Origin of the sequence: Stenotrophomonas beteli, assembly GCF_001431665.1 — a bacterium.
GTDB classification, from domain to species: domain Bacteria; phylum Pseudomonadota; class Gammaproteobacteria; order Xanthomonadales; family Xanthomonadaceae; genus Stenotrophomonas; species Stenotrophomonas beteli.
The window spans coordinates 1-26,238 of the sequence record NZ_LLXV01000041.1 but is presented as its reverse complement, the minus strand read 5'-3'; the positions used below and the strand labels follow the sequence as shown (position 1 = coordinate 26,238).

At 67.1% G+C, this 26,238-nt stretch carries 20 protein-coding genes and 1 riboswitch; of the genes, 11 read left to right on the top strand and 9 right to left on the bottom strand.

Translation table 11 applies throughout. The features are described 5' to 3' along the window. Both ARC23_RS11055 and ARC23_RS11050 read right to left on the bottom strand, forming a co-directional pair. The coding region (locus ARC23_RS11055; RefSeq protein WP_275044129.1) for an ESPR-type extended signal peptide-containing protein at nucleotides 1–2,193 on the bottom strand (2,193 nt) is incomplete at its 3' end. A 269-nt stretch (nucleotides 2,194–2,462) separates the two neighbouring features. Further along, nucleotides 2,463–3,179, bottom strand: a complete 717-nt coding sequence (locus tag ARC23_RS11050) for a response regulator transcription factor (protein WP_057497285.1) — start codon at nucleotides 3,177–3,179, stop codon at nucleotides 2,463–2,465. A 221-nt stretch (nucleotides 3,180–3,400) separates the two neighbouring features. Between ARC23_RS11050 and ARC23_RS11045 the strand changes: the two genes are divergently transcribed. Then, the gene (locus tag ARC23_RS11045; RefSeq protein WP_057497284.1) at nucleotides 3,401–4,396 is read left to right on the top strand and encodes an alpha/beta fold hydrolase; all 996 of its coding nucleotides are present in this window, start codon (nucleotides 3,401–3,403) and stop codon (nucleotides 4,394–4,396) included. 106 nt (nucleotides 4,397–4,502) lie between these two features. Here ARC23_RS11045 and ARC23_RS11040 read toward each other — a convergent pair whose 3' ends face one another. From ARC23_RS11040 to metX, 3 genes are read right to left on the bottom strand one after another with little or no spacing between them, the layout of a single operon-like run. Next, nucleotides 4,503–5,570 carry a homoserine dehydrogenase family protein gene (locus tag ARC23_RS11040; RefSeq protein WP_057497283.1) on the bottom strand — a complete coding sequence of 356 codons (1,068 nt, stop codon included), beginning with the start codon at nucleotides 5,568–5,570 and terminating at the stop codon, nucleotides 4,503–4,505. Beyond that, nucleotides 5,567–6,802 (bottom strand): O-succinylhomoserine (thiol)-lyase, encoded by a 1,236-nt coding sequence (locus ARC23_RS11035; protein ID WP_057497282.1) that lies wholly within the window; start codon nucleotides 6,800–6,802, stop codon nucleotides 5,567–5,569. The genes ARC23_RS11040 and ARC23_RS11035 overlap by 4 nt, the downstream gene beginning before the upstream one ends. Continuing rightward, nucleotides 6,799–7,830, bottom strand: coding sequence for a homoserine O-succinyltransferase MetX (gene metX / locus ARC23_RS11030; RefSeq protein ID WP_057497281.1), 1,032 nt, complete (start codon nucleotides 7,828–7,830; stop codon nucleotides 6,799–6,801). Before metX ends, ARC23_RS11035 begins: the two co-directional genes overlap by 4 nt. A gap of 77 nt (nucleotides 7,831–7,907) precedes the next feature. After that, nucleotides 7,908–8,026: riboswitch (SAM riboswitch) on the bottom strand. 160 nt (nucleotides 8,027–8,186) lie between these two features. Here metX and ARC23_RS11025 point away from each other — a divergent pair. The 4 genes from ARC23_RS11025 (at nucleotide 8,187) to ARC23_RS11010 (ending at nucleotide 13,597) form a co-directional block, all read left to right on the top strand. After that, a complete protein-coding gene (locus tag ARC23_RS11025; protein ID WP_057497287.1) occupies nucleotides 8,187–9,071 on the top strand; it encodes a M23 family metallopeptidase in 885 nt (294 codons plus the stop codon). 66 nt (nucleotides 9,072–9,137) lie between these two features. After that, nucleotides 9,138–10,742: a peptide chain release factor 3 gene (locus tag ARC23_RS11020; RefSeq protein ID WP_057497280.1), complete on the top strand. Its 1,605-nt coding sequence runs from the start codon at nucleotides 9,138–9,140 to the stop codon at nucleotides 10,740–10,742. 159 nt (nucleotides 10,743–10,901) lie between these two features. Next, nucleotides 10,902–11,540 (top strand): PAQR family membrane homeostasis protein TrhA, encoded by a 639-nt coding sequence (gene trhA, locus ARC23_RS11015; protein ID WP_057497279.1) that lies wholly within the window; start codon nucleotides 10,902–10,904, stop codon nucleotides 11,538–11,540. An 83-nt stretch (nucleotides 11,541–11,623) separates the two neighbouring features. Then, nucleotides 11,624–13,597 (top strand): AsmA family protein, encoded by a 1,974-nt coding sequence (locus ARC23_RS11010; protein ID WP_057497278.1) that lies wholly within the window; start codon nucleotides 11,624–11,626, stop codon nucleotides 13,595–13,597. 395 nt (nucleotides 13,598–13,992) lie between these two features. Here the strand turns inward: ARC23_RS11010 and ARC23_RS11005 are convergent, their stop codons facing one another. Genes ARC23_RS11005 through mtgA form a run of 3 tightly spaced genes read right to left on the bottom strand, consistent with a single transcriptional unit; the run spans nucleotide 13,993 to nucleotide 16,210 of the window. After that, nucleotides 13,993–14,424, bottom strand: coding sequence for a CBS domain-containing protein (locus ARC23_RS11005; RefSeq protein WP_012511858.1), 432 nt, complete (start codon nucleotides 14,422–14,424; stop codon nucleotides 13,993–13,995). After that, entirely contained in the window at nucleotides 14,384–15,403 is a 1,020-nt protein-coding gene (locus tag ARC23_RS11000) for a glycosyltransferase family 2 protein (RefSeq protein WP_057497277.1), read from the bottom strand. Before ARC23_RS11000 ends, ARC23_RS11005 begins: the two co-directional genes overlap by 41 nt. A 57-nt stretch (nucleotides 15,404–15,460) precedes the next feature. Further along, on the bottom strand, nucleotides 15,461–16,210 hold the full coding sequence (mtgA, locus tag ARC23_RS10995; protein ID WP_057497276.1) for a monofunctional biosynthetic peptidoglycan transglycosylase: 750 nt from the start codon (nucleotides 16,208–16,210) through the stop codon (nucleotides 15,461–15,463). Between the two features lie 77 nt (nucleotides 16,211–16,287). On the opposite strand from mtgA, the gene hslO reads away from it, so the two are divergent. From hslO to ARC23_RS10980, 3 genes are all read left to right on the top strand, one after another. Continuing rightward, on the top strand, nucleotides 16,288–17,181 hold the full coding sequence (hslO, locus tag ARC23_RS10990) for an Hsp33 family molecular chaperone HslO (protein WP_057497275.1): 894 nt from the start codon (nucleotides 16,288–16,290) through the stop codon (nucleotides 17,179–17,181). 116 nt (nucleotides 17,182–17,297) lie between these two features. Further along, a complete protein-coding gene (locus ARC23_RS10985; protein ID WP_057497274.1) occupies nucleotides 17,298–18,146 on the top strand; it encodes an XOO1806 family protein in 849 nt (282 codons plus the stop codon). Between the two features lie 390 nt (nucleotides 18,147–18,536). After that, nucleotides 18,537–21,377 carry a TonB-dependent receptor gene (locus ARC23_RS10980; RefSeq protein WP_057497273.1) on the top strand — a complete coding sequence of 947 codons (2,841 nt, stop codon included), beginning with the start codon at nucleotides 18,537–18,539 and terminating at the stop codon, nucleotides 21,375–21,377. A gap of 141 nt (nucleotides 21,378–21,518) precedes the next feature. Here the strand turns inward: ARC23_RS10980 and ARC23_RS10975 are convergent, their stop codons facing one another. Then, nucleotides 21,519–22,121, bottom strand: coding sequence for a TetR/AcrR family transcriptional regulator (locus tag ARC23_RS10975; RefSeq protein ID WP_006464233.1), 603 nt, complete (start codon nucleotides 22,119–22,121; stop codon nucleotides 21,519–21,521). A 152-nt stretch (nucleotides 22,122–22,273) separates the two neighbouring features. Between ARC23_RS10975 and ARC23_RS10970 the strand changes: the two genes are divergently transcribed. The 3 genes from ARC23_RS10970 to ARC23_RS10960 all read left to right on the top strand — a co-directional run bounded on the left by ARC23_RS10970 (nucleotide 22,274) and on the right by ARC23_RS10960 (nucleotide 26,208). After that, the gene (locus ARC23_RS10970) at nucleotides 22,274–23,191 is read left to right on the top strand and encodes an alpha/beta fold hydrolase (protein ID WP_057497272.1); all 918 of its coding nucleotides are present in this window, start codon (nucleotides 22,274–22,276) and stop codon (nucleotides 23,189–23,191) included. Next, entirely contained in the window at nucleotides 23,188–25,665 is a 2,478-nt protein-coding gene (locus ARC23_RS10965; RefSeq protein ID WP_057497271.1) for an acyl-CoA dehydrogenase, read from the top strand. The genes ARC23_RS10970 and ARC23_RS10965 overlap by 4 nt, the downstream gene beginning before the upstream one ends. 75 nt (nucleotides 25,666–25,740) lie before the next feature. Then, complete coding sequence (locus ARC23_RS10960) at nucleotides 25,741–26,208, top strand: hotdog fold domain-containing protein (protein WP_057497270.1); 468 nt, start codon at nucleotides 25,741–25,743, stop codon at nucleotides 26,206–26,208. The last annotated feature ends 30 nt before the right edge of the window (nucleotides 26,209–26,238 follow it).

Sequence of the window (26,238 nt, the reverse complement as noted above, 5' to 3'; positions counted from 1 at the left end):
GCGGAGTTGTGTATAAGAGCCAGCCCCCACCGCCGTCGACCAGCCACCGCCAGCCTGCGAACCCGCACCGAAGGCAGATGCGCCCTGGCCGCTGGCACTGGTCGCCTGCACGGCCGGCTGGTTGTTGACCAGGCCCACATAGGTTCCGCCGACTGCAGTATTGGAGTCATCAAGCGCTGAAGCGCCTTGGCCGATGGCGATGGCGTTCTGCCCCGTGGCAGTGCTCAGCGAACCGAGACTGATCGCGGCATCGCCCATCGCCAGCGACTGAGCGCCCTGTGCGATCGCGCCGGCACCGAGCGCATTGGCCTGCTGGCCAGCAGCGAGGCTGCCCTCGCCATCAGCGAATGCACTGCTGCCGATGGCCGTGGCGTCGTTACCGCTCGCGACCGCATCGGCGCTGCCATCGGTCGCTGCATCCACCGCAACAAACCGCACGTTCCCCGCCTGTGCCTTCGCTTCATTGAGCTGATCAACGTTGACCGCATCGGTGCCCTCGGTACCAGCGGCCACATTGATGATCTGCCGCTGCGTGCCACTGTTGCCCACCGAGACCGCATTGGTACGCTCTGCGACCGAGCCTGCGCCCAGCGCGACCGCACCGGACACCGCAGCACGCGAATTGACGCCCAGCGATACACTGTCCGCAGCCTCGGCACGGGCGTTCGCGCCGGACGCAATACTGTTGTCGCCACTGGCGAACGACAGCGCGCCCAGCGCCGTTGCGTGATTGCCAAAGGCGATGGCGCCTGCACCCAGCGCAACGCTGTTGAGTCCCTGCGCCTGCGTAGTGAAGGGGATGCAGAAGCGCTCACAGGTGGACTGGCCGCCAATGGCGACGCTGCTGTCGCCGCCCGCCTCGGCCGCGTAGCCCAGAGCGGTGCCCCGGAAACCTTCCGCAATGGCGCCCATGCCAGCGGCCAGCGCACCCGCACCAGACGCATACGCTGCCGGGCCCAGGGCTGTGGAGAAGTCACCGTTGCTGATCGAATTCCAACCCAGCGCCACTGCTGCCGGCCCCGCTGCCACCGACTGCACTCCCAGCGCCAGTGATGAGTTGCCAGTCGCCAGGGCCTGGGCCCCCAGTGCCGCAGCGGCATACCCGCCGGCCTGCGCGCCAACGCCCACGGCGACGGAGCCAGCACCTTCAGCATCGGCGGAATCGCCTACGGCCACCGACGAGGCGCCCGCAGCGACGGCGCCATAGCCCAGCGCTGCGGAGTGGTTACCCAGTGCCGTGGCCGCACTACCCACCGCAACACTGCCCTGCGCGGCGGCCAGCGCGGTGGTACCCAGCGCGGTGGCATCGTCGGCAACCGCTGACGCTGCGCTGCCGAACGCCGCAGTTGAAGCCCCCAGCGCACGGCTGTCTGCACCCGTCGCTGTGGCGCCCTCGCCATGCGCTTCGGCTTGGAAACCCACTGTCGTGCTGCGCTCGCCTTCGGCAATGCTGGCCGCCCCCAAGGCGGTGGCACCTTCACCCACTGCGCTGGCATAACCGCCGACAGCCACGGCAAAGTCGCCGCCCAATGCGCGTGAACGCGCGCCCAGTGCCACGCCGGCTTCGCCGTTGGTGCCGGCATTGAAACCGGCTGCCAGACCACCGGCACCGTAAACCTGGGCGTCACCACCAAGGGCGGTGGCGCCCTGGCCTTCGGCCAGGCTCAACGCACCCAGCGCCGTCGCCGCTTGGTCGGCCGTCGCTTCAGCACCCGCCCCCAGCGCGGTGTTGCCGAATCCGGCCGCCAGTGCGCCCTGGCCGATTGCGGTACCCGCATCGGCAATAGCTGCCGCACTTTCGCCGAAGGCAGTTGCCCCCACGCCGATGGCCTGTGCCAGCGAGCCGACCGCCGTGCTCGCGTTGCCGGTCGCGCGGGTATTCACGCCCAGCGCGATTGCCGCTTCACCGCTGGCGATCGCGTCATCACTGCCATCACCGGCACCGTTGAGTTTCAAGTAGGCATCGCCCAGCGCCGATTCGACCATGCACACCAGGTCAGTCGGCGCGCACAGCAGCGCCTGCGGCGAGAGCGTGGGCGGCGCGGCCAGTGCCAGCATCGGCAGCATCGTGCCGGCACCCACCATGGGACGCAGCCTGCGTGCACCGGCGCGTCCGCTGCGATGAGCCAATTCGGAGCACACCACCAGTTGGCCCAGGGCGCGATTCCACACCCGACGGAAAATCCTGTTCATGCGTATCTCTCTCCTGAAACGTGCGGCAAGGCAATCCCGTCGGCGCATGGGCAGCTGCCCGCACCTTCTGGGACCAGGGACGTCGAAACTTCAGACCGGAGGGCGGGCTGTCGCAGTGCGCAGGCGGCCTCACCGGCACGATGAACCTATCGCTCGGTCAAGCAGCAGTCACGCACACCAACTCACTCATTCCTCACCGCAATCTCACCGCAGCAAGCAGCACGCAGACGGACGCATCAGCACGCATCAGACGATGCGTCCGCCATGCGTCAGCGATTGTGCGATCCCCAGGGGTTGAATACGTAGCCCTCGCCATGCACTGTGGTCAGCGGCAATGGGCCACCGCACGCAGCACGTACTTTGCGACGCAGGCGATGGATCAGTGAATCCAGTCGATGCGGGTCGAAATCGAACACATCCGGGGTGAGTGCGGCGATCAAGTGTTCGCGCTGCACCACATCGCCTGGCTGGGCGAACAGGTTGCGGAGCAGTGCGCGCTCACTGCGCGTCAGCGAGATGCCGCCACCACGCGGGGGCAGCAGACGCCACGCGCCGGGATCCAGCCGCCAGTAGCGTTCCGCCTCGGGCGAATTCTGCTGTTGCAGGCGCCGCCCCAGGCTGTACAGCGTCGCCACCAGGACATTGATATCCACCGGCTTGGTCAGATAGGCGTCTGCGCCCTGCACAAGGCCGCGCACGCAATCCGTCGTGCCGTGCCGACCGGTAAGCATCACCACGCCCAGTGCGGGATGCCGTTGGCGCAGCAAGTGCACCACGTTGAAGCCGTCGCCATCGGGCAGGTCGACGGCCAGAACCACGACATCGGCCTGGCGCACTTCCATCAGCGCCTCCAGTCCGGCCACAGTCGCGCTGCCGGCAACGTCGAATCCATGCACACGCAAACGGGAAAGAAGCACGCAGTCGCGAACGAACTGGTCGCCTTCCAGCACGATGACGCGCAGTGCAACCTCTTGAGTCTCGATCATGGCCCCTCATCGATGATGATCCACGCATGATCCTAGACACTTCGAACGCCGTTGCTTCTAGGACCGATCCGATTGCCGCAACGAAAACCTAACGACGTGTGACCGCTCACCTCGCACCTGCCCGCGACTGGTGCAGGGCCATTCGAGGACGTGCGCGCCGTCAGTGCATCGTCATCGAATTGCCGCTAGGCTCGCGGGAATCCTCCAACCGGTTCTGATCGATGCGCATGCCCCTGGCAGCCCTGCTCGCCCTCCTGCCCTTGCCTGCCCTCGCCGCCCCCAGTTACGGCCCGCGATTGGAGGGCTTCGACTACGGCTATCCGGTGAAGATCTTCGCACTGGAGTCGCAACGGCAGCCGCTGGAGATGGCCTATCTGGACCTCTCGCCGAAACAGGCGCCGATTGGTGTGGTGGTGCTGCTGCATGGCAAGAACTTCTGCGCGGCGACCTGGAAGGAGTCGATCACGCCACTGCTGGCGGCCGGCTACCGGGTGATCGCCCCGGACCAGGTGGGTTTCTGCAAGTCCAGCAAGCCCGAGCGCTACCAGTACACCTTCGCGCAGCTGGCGGCCAACACCCATGCGCTGCTGCAGCACCTGCAGCTGGGGAATGTGCCGGTGCATCTGGTCGGCCACTCGATGGGCGGCATGCTGGCGGTGCGTTATGCGCTGATGTACCCACGGGACCTGCGCAGCCTGTCGCTGGTCAATCCGATCGGGCTGGAAGACTGGAAGGCACTCGGTGTGCCGTGGCGCAGCGTGGATGCGTGGTATGCCGGCGAGTTGAAGACCCGCTATGACAGCATCCGCCGCTACCAGCTGGACGTGTATTACGACGGCACCTGGAAGCCCGCCTACGAGCCGTGGGCGCGGATGCAGTCGGGCATGTATGACGGGCCGGGCAAGCAGGCCGTTGCATGGAGCCAGGCCCTGGCTTCGGACATGGTGTTCAACCAGCCGGTGGTGTACGAGCTGAAGAACGTGCAGGTACCGACCACGCTGTTCATCGGGCAGAAGGACCGCACCGCCATCGGCCGCGACCTGGCACCGCCGGACCTGAAGGCAAGGCTGGGCAACTATCCGGCGCTGGGCAGGGCCGCGGCGGCAGCGATTCCCGGCGCGACGCTGGTCGAGTTCGCCGCGCTGGGCCATTCGCCGCAGGTGCAGGATCCAGAGCAGTTCAATGCGGCGTTGCTGAAGGCGTTGAAGACGCATTGAACGGCCGCCCTCCCCTGTAGAGCCGAGCCCACGCTCGGCTCATCCGGCAGGAGGGAGTCTGTCAGAAGACGCCGAGCGTAGGCTCGGCGCTACAGAGGCGGTGCGATCAGCCGACGATGCGCAGCACGTCATCGAGCAGCGCAGCGGCAGTGACTTCCGCGCCCGCGCCCGGGCCCTGGATCAACAACGGCTGGCGCTGATAGCGATCACTGTGGATGGCCACGCGGTTGTCGGTACCTGCGCCCTGCGCCAACGGATGATCGGCGGGCAGTTCACGCAGGCCCACCTGCGCGCCCTCGCCATCCACGCGGCCGACAAAGCGCAGCACGCAGCCATTGTCGCGCGCCTGCCGCCAACGCGCCTGCAGCGGCGCATCCAACTGCTCCAACGCTGCGACGGCCGCTTCCAGCGGTAACGCTGCCAATGCGTCCGGCACCAGTGAATCCACCTGCACCTGCGCGGCATCCAGCGCCAGCCCGCTGCTGCGCGCCAGGATCAGCAGCTTGCGGCGCACGTCCTCGCCGGACAGGTCCAGGCGCGGATCGGGTTCGGTATATCCGGCCGCCAGTGCTTCGCGCACCGCCGTCGAAAACGGCGACTGGCCGTCATAGCGATGGAACAGCCAGGCCAGCGAACCGGACAGCACCCCTTCGATGGCATGGATGTGATCACCCCCGGCCACCAGTGCGCGCAGGCTGCTCAACAACGGCAGGCCCGCGCCCACGGTGGCGCTGTCGCCATAGCGCGCGCCGCTGTCGGCGCAGCTTTCAGCAATCGCCTGCGCACGTGCCAGCTGCGCGCCCCGGCCCAGCTTGTTGGCCGTCACCACGTGCACGCCGCGCGCCAACCAGTGCGCGTGGCGGGCGGCCACGTCCTCGCTGGCCGTTGCATCGACCACCAGGTCACCCCGCTCCAGGCCTTCGGCGCTGGACCAGGGCGGCGACCGCTGGCCGTCACGGGGCGCGCGCCGCGCCAGTTCCAACGGCAGCGCCAGATCGCGATCGATCGCCAGTGCGGTGCGCGAATTGGCCAACCATTGCACATGGGGAAGTTCCAGCCCACGTGCCTGCAACGCCTGGTAACGCTGCACGAAAGCCGAGCCCACGATGCCGGTGCCGAGCAGCGCCAGGCGTCCGGTGCCCAGCGCGGGGATGTCAGCGGCCAGTGCGTTCATGCGTCCACCACCTGCTTGCGGCGCGCGGCCGCGTCGATCACCACTTCGGCGCGCTGCAGCGCCGCGCCGAGATCGGCCAGCAGGTCACGCTCGGCCTCGATACCGACCGACAGGCGCAGCAGGCCCTCGCTGATACCGGCAGCGGCGCGCGCTTCGGCCGTCATCGCCGCATGGGTCATGGTGGCCGGGTGCGCGACCAGGCTTTCCACGCCGCCCAGCGATTCGGCCAGGGTGAAGCAACGCAGGCCGTCAACGAACGCACGCACGGCGGCATGCGGATCGTCACCTTCGCAGTCGGCCAGCTCGAACGACAGCATTGCGCCGAAGCCACTCTGCTGACGGGCGGCGATGGCGTGGCCGGGGTGATCGGCCAGCCCGGGGTAATAGACGCTGCCCACCGCAGGATGCTGGTCCAGCAGGGCGACGATCGAAGCGGTGTTCTCCTGGTGCACGCGCAGGCGCGCATCCAGCGTACGCAGGCCGCGCAGGGTCAGGAACGCATCGAACGGCGAACCGGTCAGGCCCAGCGCGTTGCCCCACCACACCAGCTGCTCGTGCAGCGCCGGATCACGCGCAACCACTGCGCCACCCACTACATCGCTGTGGCCATTGATGTACTTGGTCGTGGAATGCAGCACCAGGTCCGCACCAAACGACAGCGGCTGCTGCAGCGCCGGCGACAGGAAGGTGTTGTCGACCACGACGAGGGCACCGGCCTTGTGCGCAGCATCGATGACGAAGCGCAGGTCGGTGATGCGCAGCAGCGGGTTGGACGGGGTTTCCACCAGCACCAGCTTCGGCTGGGTGGCCAGCGCCTGCGCCAGCGCGCGCGGATCGGTCAGGTCGGCGGTGACCAGTTCGAAGTGGCTCTTCTTCGCCAGGGCGTTGAACAGGCGCCAGCTGCCGCCGTACGCGTCATGCGGCACCACCAGGGTATCGCCTGGCTGCAGCAGCGCGTTCAGCACCAGGTTGATCGCCCCCATGCCGGTGGCGGTGACCACGCCGCCGACGCCCCCTTCCAGTTCGGCCAGCGCCTCACCCAGCAGGTCGCGGGTCGGGTTGCCACTGCGCGTGTAGTCGTACTGGCGCTTGTTGCCGAAGCCTTCAAAGCTGAAGTTCGACGACAGCACGATCGGCGGCGTGACCGCGCCATGCGCGGTATCCCGATCGATGCCGGCACGGACGGCGGCAGTGGTGCGACTACAGGACGGCTCGTTTGCGTGCAGGCTCATGCGGACTCTCCAGAAGTGCGGAAGGCGGTGGCGAGGATCGCGTCGATGCGATCGGTTTCTTTGAGGAAGGCGTCGTGGCCGTAGGGCGAGCGCAGAACGCGCAGGCTGCCGCGCGGGCCCAGGCCTTCGACCAGGCCGACCAGGTCGGCCAGCGGCACCAGGCGGTCGCCCTCCACGGCCACCACCACGGTCGGTGGCAGGATCGCGCTGGGGTCGACGCGGTGCAGGTCGATCGATTCGGACAGGCGCAGGTAGGCGGTCACCGGCGTGCGCGCGACGTACTGCGCGCCGGCGGCGTCGAGATAATCTTCGGCGGCCACGCGCACGCGCCCATTGATGACTTCCGGCGCAGCGTCGAAGCGCTCGCCGAATTCTTCCGGGGTGCGGTAGCTGAGCATGGCGAACTGCCGGGCCAGCGCCAGGCCGTGGTCCTCGCCGCATTGCAGCTGGCCGAGGGCGACCGCACGGCGCTGCAGCGCGCGCCACGCGGCGGCATAGGGATGCGGGCGATGCGCGCCGCTGGCCAGCACCAGCTGGCGCACGCGGGCGCGGTGACGGATCGCGAACTGCTGGCCGACCAGCGCGCCATACGAATAGCCGACGAAGGCCTTCAGCGTGCGGATGCCGAGGTGGTCCAGCAGCAGGGCCAGCGCATCGGCCTGGTCGGCGGTATCGATCGGTACGTCCAGCGCACCATCGGCACCGATGAAGTCGAACGCCAGTACGCGCAGCTGCTGCGGATCCAGCGCGCGGCCATTGCCGACCAGGTCTTCAGCCCAGCCCTTCTCGCTGAACTGCGCGCTGGAGGCCACATGGCGGTGGGCGGAAATGCCACCGGCCAGCACCACCACCGGCGCGTTGGCCGGGCCCACCCATTCGTAGCGCAGGCGCACCGGGCTGGGGCCGGCGTGGCGCATCGACAGCACCGCGGCGAACTCACCGCGTCCGGCGTGCACGCGGTCTTCGACCGGCACGCTGACGGGGACAAAGGGTTCGGGGCGAACGGCGGTACTGGCAGCGAAGCTCATGGCGGGATCCGGTTGGGGAATCGGCCATCGAGCCTTCGCGGGGCTCGCGTTCGAGATGCACCTGCGGTGCATGGTTCGAACCATCTTTCGGTGGACGCCACGGTCCCCGCAGGATTTGGCACCTACGCAGATGCTTGCGCGCCTGCGGGCTGCCCCGGCTTCAAAGGGCCTGTCCCTCTGCCGGTCTCGATGGTGGAGCCACGATGCCAGCCCTTTCCGGCACTGTCAATCCCTTCATGCGGATAAAGCGATGGATATTTTCCGTAGCCATTCCGCGCATCCGGTCCCGGCCGCCCCGTTCAGGATCGGGTACAGTCGCGCCAACCCTTCGCCTGGCCCCTGGAACACCGATGTCGCTGCCGCGCCCGCCCCTGATCTGCCTGCTGTTGCTGCTGCTGGCGAGCGCGCCCGTACAGGCAGAGGATTGGCGGCGGGGCTGGGGCCTGTTGCCTGCGCCGGGCCAGGCCACCGGCAGCGGTGCGGCGCAGCTCGCCACGCCGATGGCCCGGCTGCGCCTGCAGGCCCTGGGCGGGCAATGGCAGGCACGGGTCGACAATGCACTGGCCGGGCCGGTGCAGATCGAGCTGCGCGCGGCCCCCGGCCACCCGGTCGACGGCCTGCCAGTGCAGTCACTGATCCAGGGCGACAGCAGCCTGGTGGTCGGCCATCTGCCCGCCCCGATCGATGGCCACCCGCTGGACCTGCGCCTGCAATCGGTGCCGGGCAACCCCGCCGCACAGGCCGAAGATGTCGCCTATCGCCTGCCCTTCGATGCCGCCCGCCTGCGCGTGGACCAGGCGCCGCAGGGCCACTTCAGCCACGACGATGAAGAGAACCGCGACGCGGTCGATTTCGCCCTGCCGGAGGGCACCCTGGTGCTGGCTGCGCGCGAGGGCACGGTGATGCAGATCCAGGATGGTTTCCGTGGCAACGGCCAGGACCGCGAACGCGATGGCGGCCGCGCCAACTTCGTCCGCGTTCTGCACAGCGATGGCAGCATGGCCCTGTATGGCCATCTGCAGGCCGCGGGCATGCGCGTGCGCCGTGGCCAGGCGGTGCAGGCCGGGCAGCCGCTCGGCCTGTCCGGCAACAGCGGCTTCAGCAGCGCACCGCATCTGCACTTCGTGGTGCAGGTCAACCGTGGCATGGGCCTGCGCTCGGTGCCGGTGCGCATCTTCACCGGACAGGGCCAGCTGCAGTTCGCCCGCCAGGGCGAGGCCGCGGGCGGCACCGGGCGCTGACCGGCCCTGGCCGGTATAATCGGGCGCTTATCTCTTTGAAAAGCGCCCCGGGCGGGCGCCACTGCCATGTCCGAAGTCGCCACCGAAGCGTCGCGTCGCCGCACCTTCGCCATCATTTCCCACCCTGACGCCGGCAAGACCACGCTGACCGAAAAGCTGCTGCTGTTCGGAGGCGCGATCCAGATGGCCGGTTCGGTCAAGGGCCGCAAGGCTGCCCGCCACGCCACTTCCGACTGGATGGCGCTGGAAAAGGAGCGCGGCATCTCCGTCACCTCCTCGGTGATGCAGTTCCCGTACGAAGGCAAGATCGTCAACCTGCTCGACACCCCCGGCCACGCCGACTTCGGCGAGGACACCTACCGCGTGCTGACCGCGGTGGACTCGGCGCTGATGGTGATCGACGTGGCCAAGGGCGTGGAAGAGCGCACCATCAAGCTGATGGAAGTGTGCCGCCTGCGTGACACCCCGATCATGACCTTCATCAACAAGCTCGACCGCGAGGGCAAGGACCCGATCGAGCTGCTGGATGAGGTGGAAACCGTGCTGGGCATCCAGTGTGCGCCGGTGACCTGGCCGATCGGCATGGGCCAGCGCCTGAAGGGCGTGGTCCACCTGCTGACCGGCGAAGTGCACCTGTACGAGCCGGGCCGCAACTTCACCCGCCAGGATTCGACCATCTTCCCGTCCATCGATGCCCCCGGCCTGGCCGAGAAGATCGGTGCACAGATGCTGGCCGACCTGCGCGACGAACTGGAACTGGTGCAGGGTGCCAGCCACCCGTTCGACCTGGAGGCCTACCGCGCCGGCAAGCAGACCCCGGTGTTCTTCGGTTCGGGCGTGAACAACTTCGGCGTGCAGCCGTTGCTGGACTTCTTCGTCGAGCATGCCCCGTCGCCGCAGGCGCGTTCCACCACCGGCCGCCAGATCGCACCGGAGGAGAACAAGCTGACCGGCTTCGTGTTCAAGATCCAGGCCAACATGGACCCGCAGCACCGTGACCGCGTCGCCTTCATGCGCGTCTGCTCCGGCCGTTTCAGCGCCGGCATGAAAACTTTCCACGTGCGCACCGGCAAGGAAATGAAGCTGGCCAACGCGCTGACCTTCATGGCCAGCGACCGTGAGATCGCCGCCGAAGCGTGGCCGGGCGATGTGATCGGCATCCACAACCACGGCACCATCTCCATCGGCGATACCTTCACCGAAGGCGAAGCGGTGACCTTCACCGGCATCCCCAACTTCGCCCCGGAACTGTTCCGCCGTGCGCGCCTGCGTGATCCGCTCAAGCTCAAGCAGCTGCAGAAGGGCCTGGCCCAGCTGTCCGAAGAAGGCGCGACCCAGTTCTTCCGCCCGTTGACCAGCAACGACCTGATCCTGGGCGCGGTCGGCGTCCTGCAGTTCGACGTGGCCGCCTACCGCCTGAAGGACGAGTACGGCGTGGAAGCCACCTTCGAGCCGGTCAGCGTGACCACTGCGCGCTGGGTTCACTGCAGCAACGAGAAGAAGCTGGAAGAGTTCCGCGAGAAGAACGCATTGAACCTGGCCCTGGATGCCGCCGGCCACCTGGTCTACCTCGCACCGACCCGGGTCAACCTGCAGCTGGCGCAGGAACGCTCACCGGACGTGCGCTTCTCGGCCACCCGCGAGGCGGCGCACACCGTTTCGGCAGGCTGATGCCACGGGGGCGGATCCCTTTCCGCAAGGAAAGGGCTCTGACCCCGCCGTCGCAACGCAGGGATTCACGCACCATACGGTGACAGGCGTGCACGCATCGCCCATCGCGGCGATGATAGGGGGGTGCGGGTCCCCCTCCCCGCGAACAATGCCTACGCCATGTCCACGACGTCCATTGCTTCGATCCGTGAAGAAATCGCCAGCGCCCTGACCCATGGCCTGGGCGCGGTATTCGCCCTGGCCGCCAGCGCGGTGTTGATCACCCTGGCGGCGATCTACGGCGACGGCTGGCAGCTGGCCAGTGCGATCGTATTCGGCATCGCGCTGTTGCTGCTGTACACCGCTTCCACCCTGTACCACGCCATCCAGCATCCGGTCGCCAAGGGCCGGTTGAAGGTGTTCGACCACTGCGCGATCTATGTACTGATCGCGGGCACCTATACCCCGTTCACCCTGATCGGCCTGCGCGGTCCGTGGGGCTGGGGCCTGTTCAGCGCGATCTGGGCGCTCGCGCTGGGCGGGGTGGTGTTCAAGCTGTTCTACACCGGCCGCTTCAAGGTGCTCTCGACGGTGATCTACATCGCCATGGGCTGGCTGGTGGTCGTGGCGATCAAGCCGATGTGGGCCTCGATCGATGGCGGCACCCTCACCTGGCTGTTCGCCGGCGGCCTGTCGTACACGCTGGGGACCTACTTCTACCACCGTGAATCGATCCCGTACTCGCATGCCATCTGGCACCTGTTCGTGATCGGCGGCAGCGTCTGCCACTTCGTCGCGGTCACCATGCAGGTGCTGTAAACGGCCGCTCGCGGGCGGCGCGTGCACGCCATGCACATGGACGCTTCGCGCCCTGTCCACGAAGACGGGGCAACCATGGCAGCGTGAATGCTGCCACTTCCCCTGCCGCAAAGCGCACGACCCGCTGGCGCGTCCGCCGCCCCGGCCCACGAGGCCGGCGCTGGCTCACGATCCTGATTTTCCTGCTGGCGGCAATCCTGGTACTGATCGCGTTGTGGGACTGGAACTGGTTCAAGGGGCCGGTCGAGCGCGCAGTGCAGGCGCGTACCGGCCGTGTACTGCACATCGGGAACCTGGATGTCGACCTCGGCCGCACCAGCACGATCCGCGCCGATGCGGTCACCTTCGCCAATGCCAGCTGGGCGAAACAACCCGATATGGCCAGCGCAGACCGCGTCGAGATCGACGTGCGGGTGTGGCCCCTGCTGCGCGGCAGCGTGCAGCTGCCCGAAGTGCGCCTGACCCGGCCGGACGTGCTGCTGGAAACCGCGCCGCGCAAGGGCGACCCGGGCAACTGGGATTTCCTTGGCGACCGTGCCGGCGGAACGAGCCCCCAGCTCAAGCGCCTGCGCATCGACGACGGTCGCCTGCAGTTCCTCGATGCGCTCGGCCGCACGGATATCCGCGTGGACGTGCGCAGCGGCCAGCCGAAGCAGGCCGACGCTGCGCCACCGTTGCTGGTGCAGGGCAAGGGACACTGGCAGGGCAATCCGTTCAACCTGCGTGGTGGTACTGAATCACCGCTGGAGCTGACCGACAGCGACCACCCGTTCCGCATCCACCTCGACGGTCGCGCCGGCGCCACCCACGCGGTGGCCAGCGGCACGCTGACCAACCCGTTCCAGCTGCGCGTGTTCGACCTGCAGTTCGCACTCAGCGGGCAGGACCTTGCCGACCTCTACCCGCTGCTGGGCATTGCCATTCCACCGTCGCCCCCCTATGCATTGAACGGCCGCCTCAAGCGGGATCACAGCCTCTGGCGCTACGACGGCTTCACCGGCAAGGTCGGCGACAGTGATCTGGGCGGCAACCTGCAGTTCGAAGTGGGACGCGCGCGGCCGCGACTGACCGCCACGCTGGAGTCGCGCCGCCTGGACTTTGACGATCTGGCCGGCTTCGTCGGCGCCCCGCCCCGGACCGGCGGCGGTGAGACCGCCAATGCGCAGCAGAAGGCCGAGGCCGCCCGAGTTGCCGCCAGCGCCAAGGTACTGCCCGATACCCCCTACAACCTGGGCAAGCTGCGCGCGATGGATGCCGACGTGCGCTGGAAGGCCCATCGCATCAATGCACCGTCGCTGCCGCTGGACGATATGGACGCGCACCTGCTGCTCGACGACGGCCTCCTGCGCCTGGACCCGCTGAACTTCGGCGTCGCCGGTGGCGATATCCGCAGCGCGATCCGCATGGACGCGCGCCAACCGCAGATCACCACCGCGCTGAAGGCCAGCGTGCGCGGCGTGCAACTGGGTCAGCTGTTCCCGGACGCCAAGCTGGCCGAACAGGCCAAGGGCGGCATCGGCGGCGAGGTGGACCTGAGGGGCCGTGGCAACTCGATCGCCGCGATGCTGGGCAGCAGCAGCGGCAAGGTCGGGCTGGCGATGGGCCGTGGCCATGTCGGCAACCTGGTAATGGAACTGGCCGGGCTGGATATCACCGAATCGCTGAAATTCCTGGTGACCGGCGACAAGCAGATTCCCCTGCGCTGCGCCTTCGCCGACTTCGGCGTGCGCGACGGGCTGATGACCAGCCAGGCACTGGCGGTAGACACCACCGACACGATCCTCATCGGCGAGGGCACGGTCAACCTGCGCGGGGAGACGCTGGACCTGTTGCTGAAGCCACGCCCGAAGGACAGGAGCATCCTGGTGCTGCGTTCGCCGCTGCATATCAGCGGCACGTTCAAGGACCCCTCGTTCCGCCCGGATTTCAAGGCACTGGGTATCCGCGGCGCGGTGGCCCTGGCGCTGGGCAGCATCGCCCCGCCGGCGGCCTTGCTGGCGACCATCGAACTGGGGCCGGGCAAGGATGCTGACTGCGGTGGGCAGTATGCGAAGTAGAAGCATTGTTCGCGGCGCCTGAATCAAGCGTGGCTTGAGGGGGACGGGTGACCGTTTCCTGCGCGCGCGGAACGAGAGCGGAAATTCAAAGTCAGAAGAAAAAAGCAAACTCAAAAGCTGTTGCCAACCAAGGTTGGCAGCTACCAAAGGCGAGGCACCGCGCATGTGCGCACCGCGCTCGCAGGAACGTGTCCAGAGGCGGAGGGTGCGGCTGGGCAGGACCGTGAGGCGCATGGATGCGCCGATCGAGCCCCCATGGATGGGTTTACGGCGTGTCCTGCCCAGCCGCACCCTCCGCCTCCCGACGTATCAGATAGGCGCTGCTTTGGCTTTGGCTTTGGCTTTGAGCTTCGAAAAGCGGGCCGGCGGGCCGCAGGCCCGCCAGCGACACACACTCATCCCGCCACGATGTACTGCTGCAGCTGGTCCAGCTCGCGCCGCTGCGCATCGATCACCGACTTCACCAGGTCACCGATGGAAATCACCCCCAGCACCTGCGCGCCCTCCACCACCGGCAGATGGCGGATGCGATAGTCGGTCACCAGCTGCAGGCAGTGCTCCACCTGCTCGCCCGGTGAAACCGTCACCACCTGTGCGGTCATGATCTCGGCCACCGCCGTATCGCGTGAGGAACGATCGCGCAGCACGATCTTGCGCGCGTAATCGCGCTCGGACAGGATGCCGACCAGTCGCGGGCCATCCATCACCAGCACCGCCCCGATGCCCTTCTCCGCCATCAGCCGGATCGCATCGATCACCGCCGCATCCGGCGCGACCGCATGAACTTCAGGAGACTTGCCGTCCAACAGTTGCCGTACCGTGGTCATCTGCCTGCCCTCCAGGAGTGGGTTGCAGGGCCGAGTCTGCCACGGCCGATGCTAGCCAGGCGTCAACCAGGTACAGCGGCCGCTGCTTGGATTCCTCGTACAGCCGCCCCAAATACTCGCCGATCAGGCCCAGCGCGATCAGCTGCACGCCGCCCAGGAACAGGATCACCGCCATCATCGTCGGCCAGCCGGCCACGCGATCCCCGTACAGCGCCGCCTTTACAATCACCCACAGGCCAAATACGAACGCCACTGCCGCCGTCGCCAGGCCCAGGTAGGTGGCGGCGCGCAGCGGTACCGTCGAGAATCCGGTAATGCCCTCCAGCGCGAAGTTCCACAGCCGCCACAGGCTGAACTTGCTGCTCCCGGCTACCCGCGCATGGCGATGGTAGGGCACGGCGATACGCTTGAAGCCGACCCAGCTGAAAAGCCCTTTCATGAAGCGATGGCGCTCGCGCATCTCGCGCAGCGCGCTCAACGCGCGCGCTGACAGCAGGCGGAAGTCACCGGTATCGGCGGGAATCGGCGTGCGTGACAGGCGCCCCATCACCCGGTAGAACATCGCCGCGGTGGCGCGCTTGATCCAGGCCTCGCCGTCGCGGGCCATGCGCGTGCCGTACACGTTGTCATGGCCCTCGCGCCAGCGCGCGACGAACTGCGGCACCAGCTCCGGCGGGTCCTGGCCATCCGCGTCGAGGATCATCGCCGCGCCTTCGCGCACCAGGTCCAGCCCGGCGGTCAGCGCGGCCTCCTTGCCGAAGTTGCGCGAAAGCCGCAGCGCCGAAACGCGCGCATCGCCCTCGGCCAGCCCGGCGATCACCTGCCAGGTGTCGTCGTGGCTGCCGTCGTCCACATAGAGGATGTGGCCGTCGAGGTCGGGCATGCCGTCGAGCACCGCACACAGGCGCGGATGCAGCAGGGGCAGTGCCAGCGCCTCGTTGTAGGCAGCGATGACGAAAGTAAGCCGTTCGCGGGTCATGCCCGGATTGTACGTTGCATGGGCGCACGCCATGCGCCGGCCGGGCAGCACGCGCACTCAGTCCTCGGCCAGGTAACCGGCGCCGCCCAGCTGGCGCGCCTGGCGCTGGATCCACGCCGCGCGGCGCTGCACATATGGCCCAGGCGCGGCCGCGTTGTAGCGCCGCGGTGCCGGCAGCACCGCCGCCAGCCGTGCGCTCTCGGCCGGGCTCAGGCGCGCGGCATCCTTGCCCCAGAATTTCTGCGCTGCCGCCTGCGCGCCATACACCCCATCACCGAATTCGGCGATGTTGGCGTACATCTCCAGGATGCGCTGCTTGGGCCACATGGCCTCGATCAGCACGGTGTACCAGACCTCCAGGCCCTTGCGGATCCAGCTGCGGCCCTGCCACAGGAACAGGTTCTTGGCCACCTGCTGGCTGATCGTGCTGGCCCCGCGCAGGCGCCCGCCGCGGGCGTTGTGGTCGCGGGCCTTCTCGATGGCCTGCAGGTCGAAGCCGTTGTGCTCGGGGAAGCGCTGGTCTTCGGCCGCCACCAGTGAAATCGGCAGGCTCGGCGCCATCTGGTCCAGGTCACGCCATTGATAGTGCAGCCGGTAGGACCAGTCCGCCTCTGCCAGCGCCTCGCCATAGCGCCACAGCATCACGGTGGATCCGGGCGGATCGATGAAGCGCAGCACCAGCACCTGCAGGCAGCTGAACGCGGCCAGCAGCAGCGGCAGCCACAGCAGGTATTTCCAGCGCCAGCGACGACGACGCGGCGGCGGCGCCATGGGCTCTACCTTGTGCTGCTCTCCCCCTGCCCCCATTACTGGTGCATCCTTCTTCTGTCTGGTTGTCGGCGCATTATCCGGCAACCGCCCCCGTTTACGCGCGATGTGAGCCGATGACCGCCAACTCCGATTCCCTGATCCGCTTCCTGCTGCCCGACGCCGGTGTCCGCGGCGTGCATGTACGCCTGCAGGCCACCTGGCAGGAAATCCTGTCCCACGCCCAGTATCCGGATGCTGCCGCCGAACTGCTGGGCGAGGCCTGCGTGGCGGCCGCGCTGTTCACCGGCCACACCAAGATCGACGGCCGCCTGTCGATCCAGCTGCGCAGCAGCAGCGCCCTGCGCACCCTGTTCGCCGAGTGCACCGCTGCCGGTACCCTGCGCGGCATCGCCCAGCTCAGCGAAGGCGAGGACGCCCCGCGTGACCTGTCCGGCCTGGGCGATGACGCCATCCTCGCCATCACCATCGAGAACCCCGGCCTGGACCCGCGCGAACCGCAGCGTTACCAGAGCCTGGTCGGGCTGACCGCGCCGGAACTGGACGAGGCCTTCGAGGACTACTTCCGCCAGTCCGAGCAGCTGCCGACCCGCCTGCTGCTGGCCGCCGACCGCAACGGCGCGGCCGGCCTGCTGCTGCAGAAACTGCCGGGTGACGAGGGCGACGAGGACGGCTGGGCACGCGCCAGCGCCCTGTTTGAGACCCTGGGCAAGGCTGAGTTGCTGGCCACCCCGGCCGACCAGCTGCTGCACCGGCTCTTCCACGAGGAGCGCCCGGAGCTGCTGGGCGACAAGCCGCTGTCGTTCGCCTGCTCCTGCTCGCGCGAGCGGGTCGAGGCCATGCTGCAGTCGCTGGGTGAGGAAGAAGCACGCGCCGCTGCGGTGGACACCGGCGCGGTCGAAGTGCGATGCGAATTCTGCGGGCGTGAGTATCACTTTCCATTGACGGAGTTCGGCATACTGTTCCACGGCGCCAAGGGGGCAGTGCCCGCGCCTGAACGCCTTCAGTGAACGGCAGTCTTGTACCTGGGGAGGATCAAGGCTTGTTAAGAATTCATAAACACCCTAGGATCGAGTTCCCGTCCCCACGGGAACTTCCTTTGTCCGTCCCTGTCTGAACTGGTCCGATGCGTACCTTCCTGCGTCTACCGCTGGCCCTGCTGATCGCCCTTGGCGCGATCACGGGCGTGCACGCGCAGAGCAAGGACACCCGCACCGTGCTGCCGGTGTGGAACAAGGGCAGCGGCAAGGTCGAGGCCCTGCTGTATCTGGAGCCGACCGGCGAACAGGCGGCCGGCGCCCGCTGGCACTTCGGCCGCAATTCGCTGGACGCCGCCTTCGGCCTGTCCTCGGGCGATTCCCTCGGCCTGCTCTGCAACAGCAGCAGCGGTACCAGCATGAGCGGCCTCGCCAGCCATTGCATGCTGGCCAGCCTGGGGGATGACGACGACCTCAACAGCCGGCGTTTCACCGGCACCGCGGCGCTGAACCGTGGCAACAGCCGCTTGGGCATCACCGCCGGCACCGGCCGCGAGACGCTGCCGGCATGGCTGGCCGGGCCGAACAAGACCCCGTCGCTGCGCACCGAACAGAACGATCTGACCGTGTTCGCGCAGAAGAACATCGGCCGCGAAGGCTTCGTCTCCATCGCCGGCACCTACGCCAAGGCACGCCTGGTGCCGCTGGCCGATGCGTCGCCGGCACTGGTCGACCGCTGGGACAGCAAGAGCCTGAGCATCGGCGCCGGCTATGGCAATTTCACCGGCAGCATCATCGGCCGCGTCGTGGATGTGCCCGGCAAGCCGGGCAAGTGGGAAGGCCTGGGCATCGGCCTGACCTGGCGCACGCCGTGGTCCGGCCAGCTGACGGTTGGTGCCGAGAACGTGATCAGCCGTGGCAAGAATCCGTTCTCGCCGCGCAATGAAAGCAACGACGACGGCACCGTACCGTACGTGCGCTACGAACAGGATCTCTGAACCGTCTCCACGGCCGCGGCCGTATTCCCCGTTGTTCCTGCCGGGCGCCGAAAGGCGCCCGCTGCGCATGTGCGCCGCGTGCTTTTTGATGCACGCGTCAAGGCCCCGGGATACCTGGAATAACGCGATGACATACTGCGGTACATATCAAACGTAACTTTTTTCGTCATTCTGCGTTAACAAACGAGGCACGGCCATATAGCTAGGTACGCAAGATGTTGATTTCAAAGAAATAAGGGGTAATTTACCAAAATCACAGGCTTGATTAACGCAGCTTTAATTCTTGGCGAACGCCCGCTACTATCGGGTCAGCCTCGCGATTTGGGAGCGCTCTTTCGCTCCCCCGCCGGGCATAAACCCCAGCCAAGATTTCTTGGAGAGAGAGAGCCAATGAAACTCAAGTCCAGCCAGCTGCGTGACGCAGTTGTGATCGCGCTTGTCGCCGGTGCCAGCACCGCGACGGCCCACGCCCAGGAAGCCACCAACCTCGACCGTATCGAGGTCACCGGTTCGCGCATCCGCCAGGTCGATACCGAAACCGCCCAGCCGGTGATGACCATCAGCCGCGACCAGATCGAGAAGCAGGGCTTCAAGTCGGTCGCCGACATCCTGCAGAACATCCCGGCCGCCGGTTCGCCCGCCATCAGCCGTACCTCCCCGCTCAGCTCGGGCGAAGCGGTCGGCGGTTACTACATCGACCTGCGCAACCTGGGTGCGAACCGCACCCTGATCCTGATCGATGGCCGCCGCCTCGGCATCACCAACGACGGCCTGCAGGACGTTGCCTCGATTCCGTCGGCGATGGTCGAGCGCATCGAAGTGCTGAAGGACGGCGCGTCCACCATCTACGGTTCGGACGCCATTGCCGGCGTGGTCAACATCATCACCCGCAAGGACTTCGAGGGTGCCGAAGCCAACGTCTACATCGGCCAGTGGGACCAGGGCGACGGCAAGCGCGAGAACTACGATTTCATCATGGGCTTCCGTGGTGAGCGTGGCTCGCTGACTGCCGGTGTCGAGTACACCAACGAAGATCCGGTATGGGCCAAGGACCGCTGGTTCTCCCGCAACCGCTTCCCGACCGGCGAGAAGGGCGATCCGCGTCCGGGCGGCCTGTCCGGCACCTCGCAGTGGGGCCGATTCGTCTACAACAACCAGCTCTACACGCTGCGCCGCGACGTTCCGGGCCTGGATCCGTCGCAGTTCTCCAGCTATCGCCTGGTTGACCCGACCATCGACGTTTCCAACCCGGCGCTGGCGTCGACCGTGTACAGCGGCATCAAGCGCAAGTCGGCGTTCCTGAACGGCCGCTTCGACTTCACCGACAACGTGCGCTTCGACACCAGCGTGCTGTACACCGACCGTGATTCGTTCGCGCAGAACGCGGGCTATCCATTCTTCAGCGACGACTTCGCCCTGAGCGCCAATGGCCTGTCCGCCGACAGCGTGTTCAACCCGGTCGGCGAAGACGTCCAGTACGTGCGTCGTGGCTGGGAAGTGCCGCGCGAAGTCCGCAACAGCCTGACCACCACCCGCTTCACCGGTGTGTTCAGCGGCACCTTCCAGACCGGCGAGCGCTACTGGGACTGGGAAGCCGGCTATCTGTACAACCAGAACAAGGGCACCCAGATCAGCACGGGTAACCTGAACACCTACGCCGTTGGCCAGGCCACCGGCCCGTCCTTCATCAACGCCAACGGCCAGGCGCAGTGCGGCACGCCGGACTCGCCGATTCCGCTGGGTACCGGCCCCGGGTCGTGCACCCCGTGGAACCCGCTGATCGCCAACGGCTACAACGCGCCCAACAGCTTGGCCGACCCCAATGTCCAGGCCTACCTGTACCAGCCGGGCCAGGCGTTGTCGCGCACCACCACCAAGAACTACTTCGCCAACATCGCTGGCACCATCGCCACCCTGCCGGCAGGCGACCTGGGCGTGGCCCTGGGCATCGAGCGTCGCGAAGAAAGCGGCTCGTTCTCGCCCGATGCGCTGGCCCAGACCGGTATCTCCACCGATCTGGCCGCAGGCCCGACCCAGGGTGGCTACAACCTCAACGAAGCCTACCTGGAGCTGCAGGTTCCGATCCTGGCCGACCTGCCGGGCGCGAAGGAACTGACCCTGACCGCGGCCACCCGTTACTCGGATTACGACACCTTCGGCAATACGCTGAACAGCAAGTTCGGCCTGAAGTGGAAGCCGATCGATTCGATCCTGGTCCGTGGTACCTGGTCGGAAGGCTTCCGTGCGCCGACCGTGGCCGACCTGTACGGCGGCATCTCGCAGACCTTCCCGAACTACACCGACCCGTGCGACACCAGCTTCGGCCCTGCTGCCGGCAACGCACGCTGCCTGGCCGACGTGCCGGCCGGCTTCCGCCAGCCGAACACGTCCTCCAGCGGTCCGGCCCCGGGTCCGGGCGAGGCCAGCAACACGCCGTTCGTCACCGGCTCGACCCCGGGCCTGACGCCGGAAACGTCGAAGTCCAAGACCATCGGCATCGTGTGGAGCCCGGGCTTCCTGACCGGCTTCAACACCTCGCTGGACTGGTGGAACATCCGCATCGACAACACCATCGTTGCCGATACGCCGACCGACCTGCTGAACGACTGCTACCTGCGCGGCATCGAGTCGCGTTGCGTGGGCTTCACTCGTAATGCCAGCGGCAACATCACCCAGCTGGACTTCGCGCTGCGCAACGCCGGCTACGTGGAGACCGAGGGCTTCGATTTCGACGTCAACTATCGCTTCGAAACCGGCTTCGGCAACTTCACCACCTCGCTGCAGAACACCTACGTCACCAAGAACGAGATCAAGTCGGACAACACCGACAATCCGCCGACCCAGCTGAACGGTTTCGAGGGCAACTTCCGCCTGCGTTCGAACCTGACCGTCAACTGGCAGCTGGACAACCTGTCGATCTCCTGGACCGCCCGTTACTACTCGGGCACCAAGGAAGACTGCTACTTCGACGACCGCTGCACCCTGCCGAACTTCAGCTCGCCCGATACCCTGGGCCAGATCACGCCGAAGAACGAACTGGGTTCCAACACCTTCCACGACCTGCAGGTGTCCTACAACCTGCCGTGGAATGCGACGGTGGCCGTGGGTGCCAACAACGTGTTCGACCACTGGTCGGCACCGGCCTACGCGCAGCCGAACTCGGGCTACTCGTACTACGGTGGCTACGACATCGGCCGCTTCGTCTACATGAAGTACCAGCAGAAGTTCTGATCGGTTGATTGATCGATGACTTCAGCAACGGCCCCGAAAGGGGCCGTTGTTCTTTGTGGCCGGCAGCGTGCGAAGGCCATCTCCCCCAGCAAAAAGGCCGCGGCAATGCCGCGGCCTTCCAGTGACCTCATCGTGTGGCGCTCATCCGTTCGGGATCAGCGTCTCGATCAGGTGCTCGACATAGGCTTCGAAGTCCTCACGCGCCTGCTTGGGCTGCTGCAGCTGCAACGACAACTGCAGGAAGCCGACGTAGGCGGCGTAGGCCAGGCGCGCACGGTGCCGCGCATCGGTGGAACTGAGCCCGGCCTGGCGGAACGAGGCGATCAGGTAATCCAGGCGACGCTGCGACACGCGGTCGATCACCGGCCGCACCATCGGGTGGTCCAGCGCCTTCAGCAACTCGCTGTAGATGATGTGCGGCTGTACCTCGTGCGCCACCATCTGGAACAGCTGGCGCAGGCGCACGCGCGGATCCGGCACATCTTCCAGGCTACCGAACACCTGTTCCTGTTCGAACAGTTCCCAGCGTTCCAGCGCCGCCTGCAGCAGTGCATCGCGCGACGGGAAATGCCAGTAGAAGCTGCCCTTGGTGACCCCGAGACGGCGTGCCAGTGGCTCCACCGCGACGGCGCCGACACCTTGTTCAGCAATCAGATCGAGGGCCGCCTGGGCCCAGTCTTCGGCACTCAGGCGGCTGTTGCGGCCGGCGCGCGGTTCGCCGGCGGAAGCGTCAGGTTGATTCATGGACTGATTTAACCATACGCCGGGGTTCGTTGCAGTACGCGGTTGCGGCCGAAACCGTCACAGGCTCCTCCGGAGCCCTCTCCAGGCGCCTTCCGCAGCGCACCATACCATGCAGTATTGACATCCCCTCGAAGCGATCCATACTAGCAAGTATGGTTACGTCCCCTACTCCTGCTGCGTTCCATGACCTGCGCCTGGACGCTGCCCATGGCGCGCGCCTGGCGGCGACCGCCAGCGACCACGGCCGCCGCGGTCGTGTGCTGTTCGCGCATGGCTTCGGCCAGACCCGGCACGCCTGGAACGCCACTGCCCGGGCCCTGTCCGCAGCCGGCCTGCAGACCCTGGCCTACGACGCCCGCGGCCATGGCGACTCGGACTGGAATGGCGCCGAGCTGCCCTACCACGGCGAGCAGTTCGCCGATGACCTGATCGTGCTGGCCGGCGAACAGCCGCGCCCGCCTGTGCTGGTGGCGGCCTCGATGGGCGGCCTGTTCGGCCTGCTGGCCGAGTCGCGCTGGCCGGGCCTGTTCTCGGCGATGGTGCTGGTGGACATCACCCCGCGCTGGGACACCGCCGGCGTCGAACGCATCCTGGCCTTCATGACCGCCCATCCCGATGGGTTCGCCTCGCTGACCCAGGCCGCCGATGTGATCTCGGCCTACATGCCGCACCGCCCGCGCAAATCCGAGCAGTCGCTGCGTGCGCTGCTGCGCGAAGACGGCCATGGCCGCTGGCGCTGGCACTGGGACCCGCGGCTGGTGGCCGAGCTGGCCCGCGACAGCGAGCAGCACCAGGACGCGCTGGCCGAGGCCGCACGCCAGGTGAAGTGCCCGCTGCTGCTGGTCAGCGGCGGCCGCAGCGATCTGGTCACGCCGCAGACCGTGGCCGAATTCCTGGCGTTGGCACCGCACGCGCGCCATGTGCAGCTGCCGCAGGCCACGCACATGGTCGCTGGCGATGACAACGACGCCTTTACCGCTACTGTGTTGGACTATCTGGACGTGTTGCCCGCAGCGGACGCTGCGGCTTCGTCCGCCACAAACGAGCACGTCACCGGAGCACGCTCATGAGCATCGTTCTTCCCTTCCTCGCCCTGCTGCTGGCAGGCGCGTTCGTCGCCTACCACCGCATGCGGCTGGTTACCTGGACGCTGATCAGCGTGGCCCTGCTGGCCGCCTGCTGGTTCATTCCCTACGTCAGCCAGACCGCCACGATCGTCGCGGCTGCCGTGCTGGCGGTGATCGCCGTGCCGCTGCTGCTGCCGTTCATCCGCAAGCCGCTGCTGACCGGCCCGATGATGAAGGTGTTCCGCAAGGTGCTGCCGCCACTGTCGCAGACCGAGCGCATCGCGCTGGAAACCGGCTCGGTCGGTTTCGAGGGCGAGCTGTTCACCGGTGATCCGGACTGGAACATCCTGCTCAACTATCCCAAGCCGCAGCTGACCGCCGAAGAACAGGCCTTCCTCGATGGCCCGGTCGAAGAGCTGTGCACGATGGTCAACGACTGGGAAATCACCCACGTCCACGCCGACCTGCCGCCGGAACTGTGGGCCTTCATCAAGAAGAACAAGTTCTTCGGCATGATCATCCCGAAGGAATACGGCGGCCTGGGCTTCTCCGCGCTGGCCCACCACAAGGTGATCCAGAAGCTGGCCTCGGTGTCTTCGGTGGTCAGCTCCACCGTCGGCGTGCCCAACTCGCTGGGCCCGGGTGAACTGCTGGTGCACTACGGCACCCAGGAACAGAAGGACCAGTACCTGCCGCGCCTGGCCGACGGCCGCGAAGTGCCCTGCTTCGGCCTGACCGGCCCGTTCGCCGGCTCCGACGCCACCTCCATTCCCGACTACGGCATCGTCTGCAGGGGCGAGTGGAACGGCGAGCAGGTGCTCGGCGTCAAGCTGACCTTCGACAAGCGCTACATCACCCTGGCCCCGGTCGCTTCGCTGATCGGCCTGGCCTTCCGCATGTACGACCCGGATGGCCTGATCGGCGATACCCGCGACATCGGCATCACCCTGGGCCTGCTGCCGCGCGACACCGCCGGTGTTGAAATCGGCCGTCGCCACTTCCCGCTGAACTCGACCTTCCAGAACGGCCCGATCCGCGGCAAGGACGTGTTCATTCCGCTGACCCAGCTGATCGGTGGCGCAGCCATGGCCGGCAAGGGCTGGAACATGCTCAACGAGTGCCTGGCCGTGGGCCGCTCGATCACCCTGCCGTCCACCGCCAGCGGTGGTGCCAAGGCCGGTGCTGCCGTGACCGGCGCCTATGCGCGCATCCGCAAGCAGTTCGGCCTGTCGGTCGGCCGCTTCGAAGGCGTGGAAGAAGCGCTGGCCCGCATCGGCGGCAAGGCCTACAAGATCAGCGCGCTGTCGCAGGCCACCGCCGCGGCGGTCGATCGTGGTGACGTGCCGTCGGTGCCGTCGGCGATCGCCAAGTACCACTGCACCACCATGAGCCGCGAAGTGATCTCGGACATGATGGACGTGATCGGCGGCAAGGGCATCATCCTGGGGCCGCGCAACTTCGCCGGCCGCAGCTGGCAGGCCGCACCGATCGCGATCACCGTGGAAGGCGCCAACATCATGACCCGCAGCCTGCTGATCTTCGGCCAGGGTGCGATCCTCTGCCACCCGTGGGTGCTGAAGGAAATGAAGGCCGCGCAGGATCCGGATACCCGCGCCGGCCTGCAGGACTTCGACCGCAGCCTGTTCGGTCACATCCGCTACGGCATTTCCAACGCCGTGCGTTCGTTCTGGTTCGGCCTGACCGGCGCGCGCTTCGGTGCCGCCCCCGGCGACGCCTACACCCGCCGCTATTTCCGCAAGCTGGACCGTTACTCGGCCAATCTGGCGCTGATGGCCGACATCTCGATGATGACCCTCGGCGGCAAGCTGAAGTTCAAGGAATCGCTGTCCGGCCGCCTGGGCGACGTGCTGAGCCATGTCTACATGACCAGCGCCATGCTCAAGCGCTACCACGACGAAGGTGCGCCGCAGGCCGACCAGCCGCTGCTGGCCTGGGCCTTCCATGACAGCGTGCACAAGATCGAGGAATCGCTGTCGGCCGCGCTGCGCAACTTCCCGATCCGTCCGATCGGCTGGCTGATGTGGGCACTGATCTTCCCGCTGGGCCGCCGTGCCGAGGCGCCGGGCGACCGCCTGAGCCGTCGCGTGGCTGCGCTGCTGATGGCGCCGAACGAAGCCCGCGACCGCCTGGCCAATGGCGTGTTCCTGACCCCGTGCGAGAACAACCCGGGCGGCCGCATCAACAGCTACCTGAGCAAGGCGATCATGGCCGAGCCAGTGGAGCGCAAGTTCCTGAAGGCGCTGAAGAGCAAGGGCATCGAAGCGCTGGACTTCAAGAGCCAGCTGGACGAGGCCGTGGCCGAGGGCGTGATCACCCAGGACGAGCGCAGCCTGCTGGAAGAGCTGCGTACGCTGACCCTGGACACGATCACCGTGGACGACTTCGACACCCACGAACTGCGCGCGGCCAGCTACTACGACCGCCAGCACAAGGACCCGCATTCGCAGGCGGCCTGATCGCCCGCGACACGCGTTGCCTTCGACGGCGGGCCTCGGCCCGCCGTCGTTCTATCCGACGACCGGAGCTCCATCATGTCCACGCCCCTGCTCTCGCTCTACCACCGCCTGCAGCGCTGGCCTGCCGGCAACTGGCTGTTCTCGCGCGCGGTGTGCCTGAAGGCGCCCTACTTCGCCAGCATCGCACCGCGCATCACGCGCCTGGAACACGGCCGCTGCGAAGGCACGCTGGCCGACCGTCGCAGGGTGCGCAACCACATCGGCACGGTGCACGCGATCGCGATGTGCAACCTGGCCGAACTGACCGCTGGGTTGATGGTCGACGCGTCGCTGCCCAAGGGCATGCGCTGGATCCCGAAGGGGATGCAGGTGCAGTACCTGGCCAAGGCGCGTGGGACGCTGCAGGCGGTGGCGTTGCCGGCCCAGCCGATCGTGGCCGCTGCCGAGGGCTATGCACTGCCGGTGACGGTGAGTGTGCGCGACCGCGCGGGGACGGAGGTGTTCAGCGCGGTCATCGACATGTGGATGTCGCCGGCGAAGTAGTGTTCCGGCGAACGGCGCAGCCCCTCGTGG

Excerpts from the sequence above, each read along its gene's own strand:
- ARC23_RS11050 (WP_057497285.1), bottom strand. The coding sequence starts at position 3,179 with ATGATCGAGACTCAAGAGGTTGCACTGCGCGTCATCGTGCTGGAAGGC.
- ARC23_RS11045 (WP_057497284.1), top strand. The coding sequence starts at position 3,401 with ATGCGCATGCCCCTGGCAGCCCTGCTCGCCCTCCTGCCCTTGCCTGCC.
- ARC23_RS11040 (WP_057497283.1), bottom strand. The coding sequence starts at position 5,570 with ATGAACGCACTGGCCGCTGACATCCCCGCGCTGGGCACCGGACGCCTG.
- ARC23_RS11035 (WP_057497282.1), bottom strand. The coding sequence starts at position 6,802 with ATGAGCCTGCACGCAAACGAGCCGTCCTGTAGTCGCACCACTGCCGCC.
- metX (WP_057497281.1), bottom strand. The coding sequence starts at position 7,830 with ATGAGCTTCGCTGCCAGTACCGCCGTTCGCCCCGAACCCTTTGTCCCC.
- ARC23_RS11020 (WP_057497280.1), top strand. The coding sequence starts at position 9,138 with ATGTCCGAAGTCGCCACCGAAGCGTCGCGTCGCCGCACCTTCGCCATC.
- trhA (WP_057497279.1), top strand. The coding sequence starts at position 10,902 with ATGTCCACGACGTCCATTGCTTCGATCCGTGAAGAAATCGCCAGCGCC.
- ARC23_RS11005 (WP_012511858.1), bottom strand. The coding sequence starts at position 14,424 with ATGACCACGGTACGGCAACTGTTGGACGGCAAGTCTCCTGAAGTTCAT.
- ARC23_RS11000 (WP_057497277.1), bottom strand. The coding sequence starts at position 15,403 with ATGACCCGCGAACGGCTTACTTTCGTCATCGCTGCCTACAACGAGGCG.
- mtgA (WP_057497276.1), bottom strand. The coding sequence starts at position 16,210 with ATGGGGGCAGGGGGAGAGCAGCACAAGGTAGAGCCCATGGCGCCGCCG.
- hslO (WP_057497275.1), top strand. The coding sequence starts at position 16,288 with ATGACCGCCAACTCCGATTCCCTGATCCGCTTCCTGCTGCCCGACGCC.
- ARC23_RS10985 (WP_057497274.1), top strand. The coding sequence starts at position 17,298 with ATGCGTACCTTCCTGCGTCTACCGCTGGCCCTGCTGATCGCCCTTGGC.
- ARC23_RS10980 (WP_057497273.1), top strand. The coding sequence starts at position 18,537 with ATGAAACTCAAGTCCAGCCAGCTGCGTGACGCAGTTGTGATCGCGCTT.
- ARC23_RS10975 (WP_006464233.1), bottom strand. The coding sequence starts at position 22,121 with ATGAATCAACCTGACGCTTCCGCCGGCGAACCGCGCGCCGGCCGCAAC.
- ARC23_RS10970 (WP_057497272.1), top strand. The coding sequence starts at position 22,274 with ATGGTTACGTCCCCTACTCCTGCTGCGTTCCATGACCTGCGCCTGGAC.
- ARC23_RS10965 (WP_057497271.1), top strand. The coding sequence starts at position 23,188 with ATGAGCATCGTTCTTCCCTTCCTCGCCCTGCTGCTGGCAGGCGCGTTC.
- ARC23_RS10960 (WP_057497270.1), top strand. The coding sequence starts at position 25,741 with ATGTCCACGCCCCTGCTCTCGCTCTACCACCGCCTGCAGCGCTGGCCT.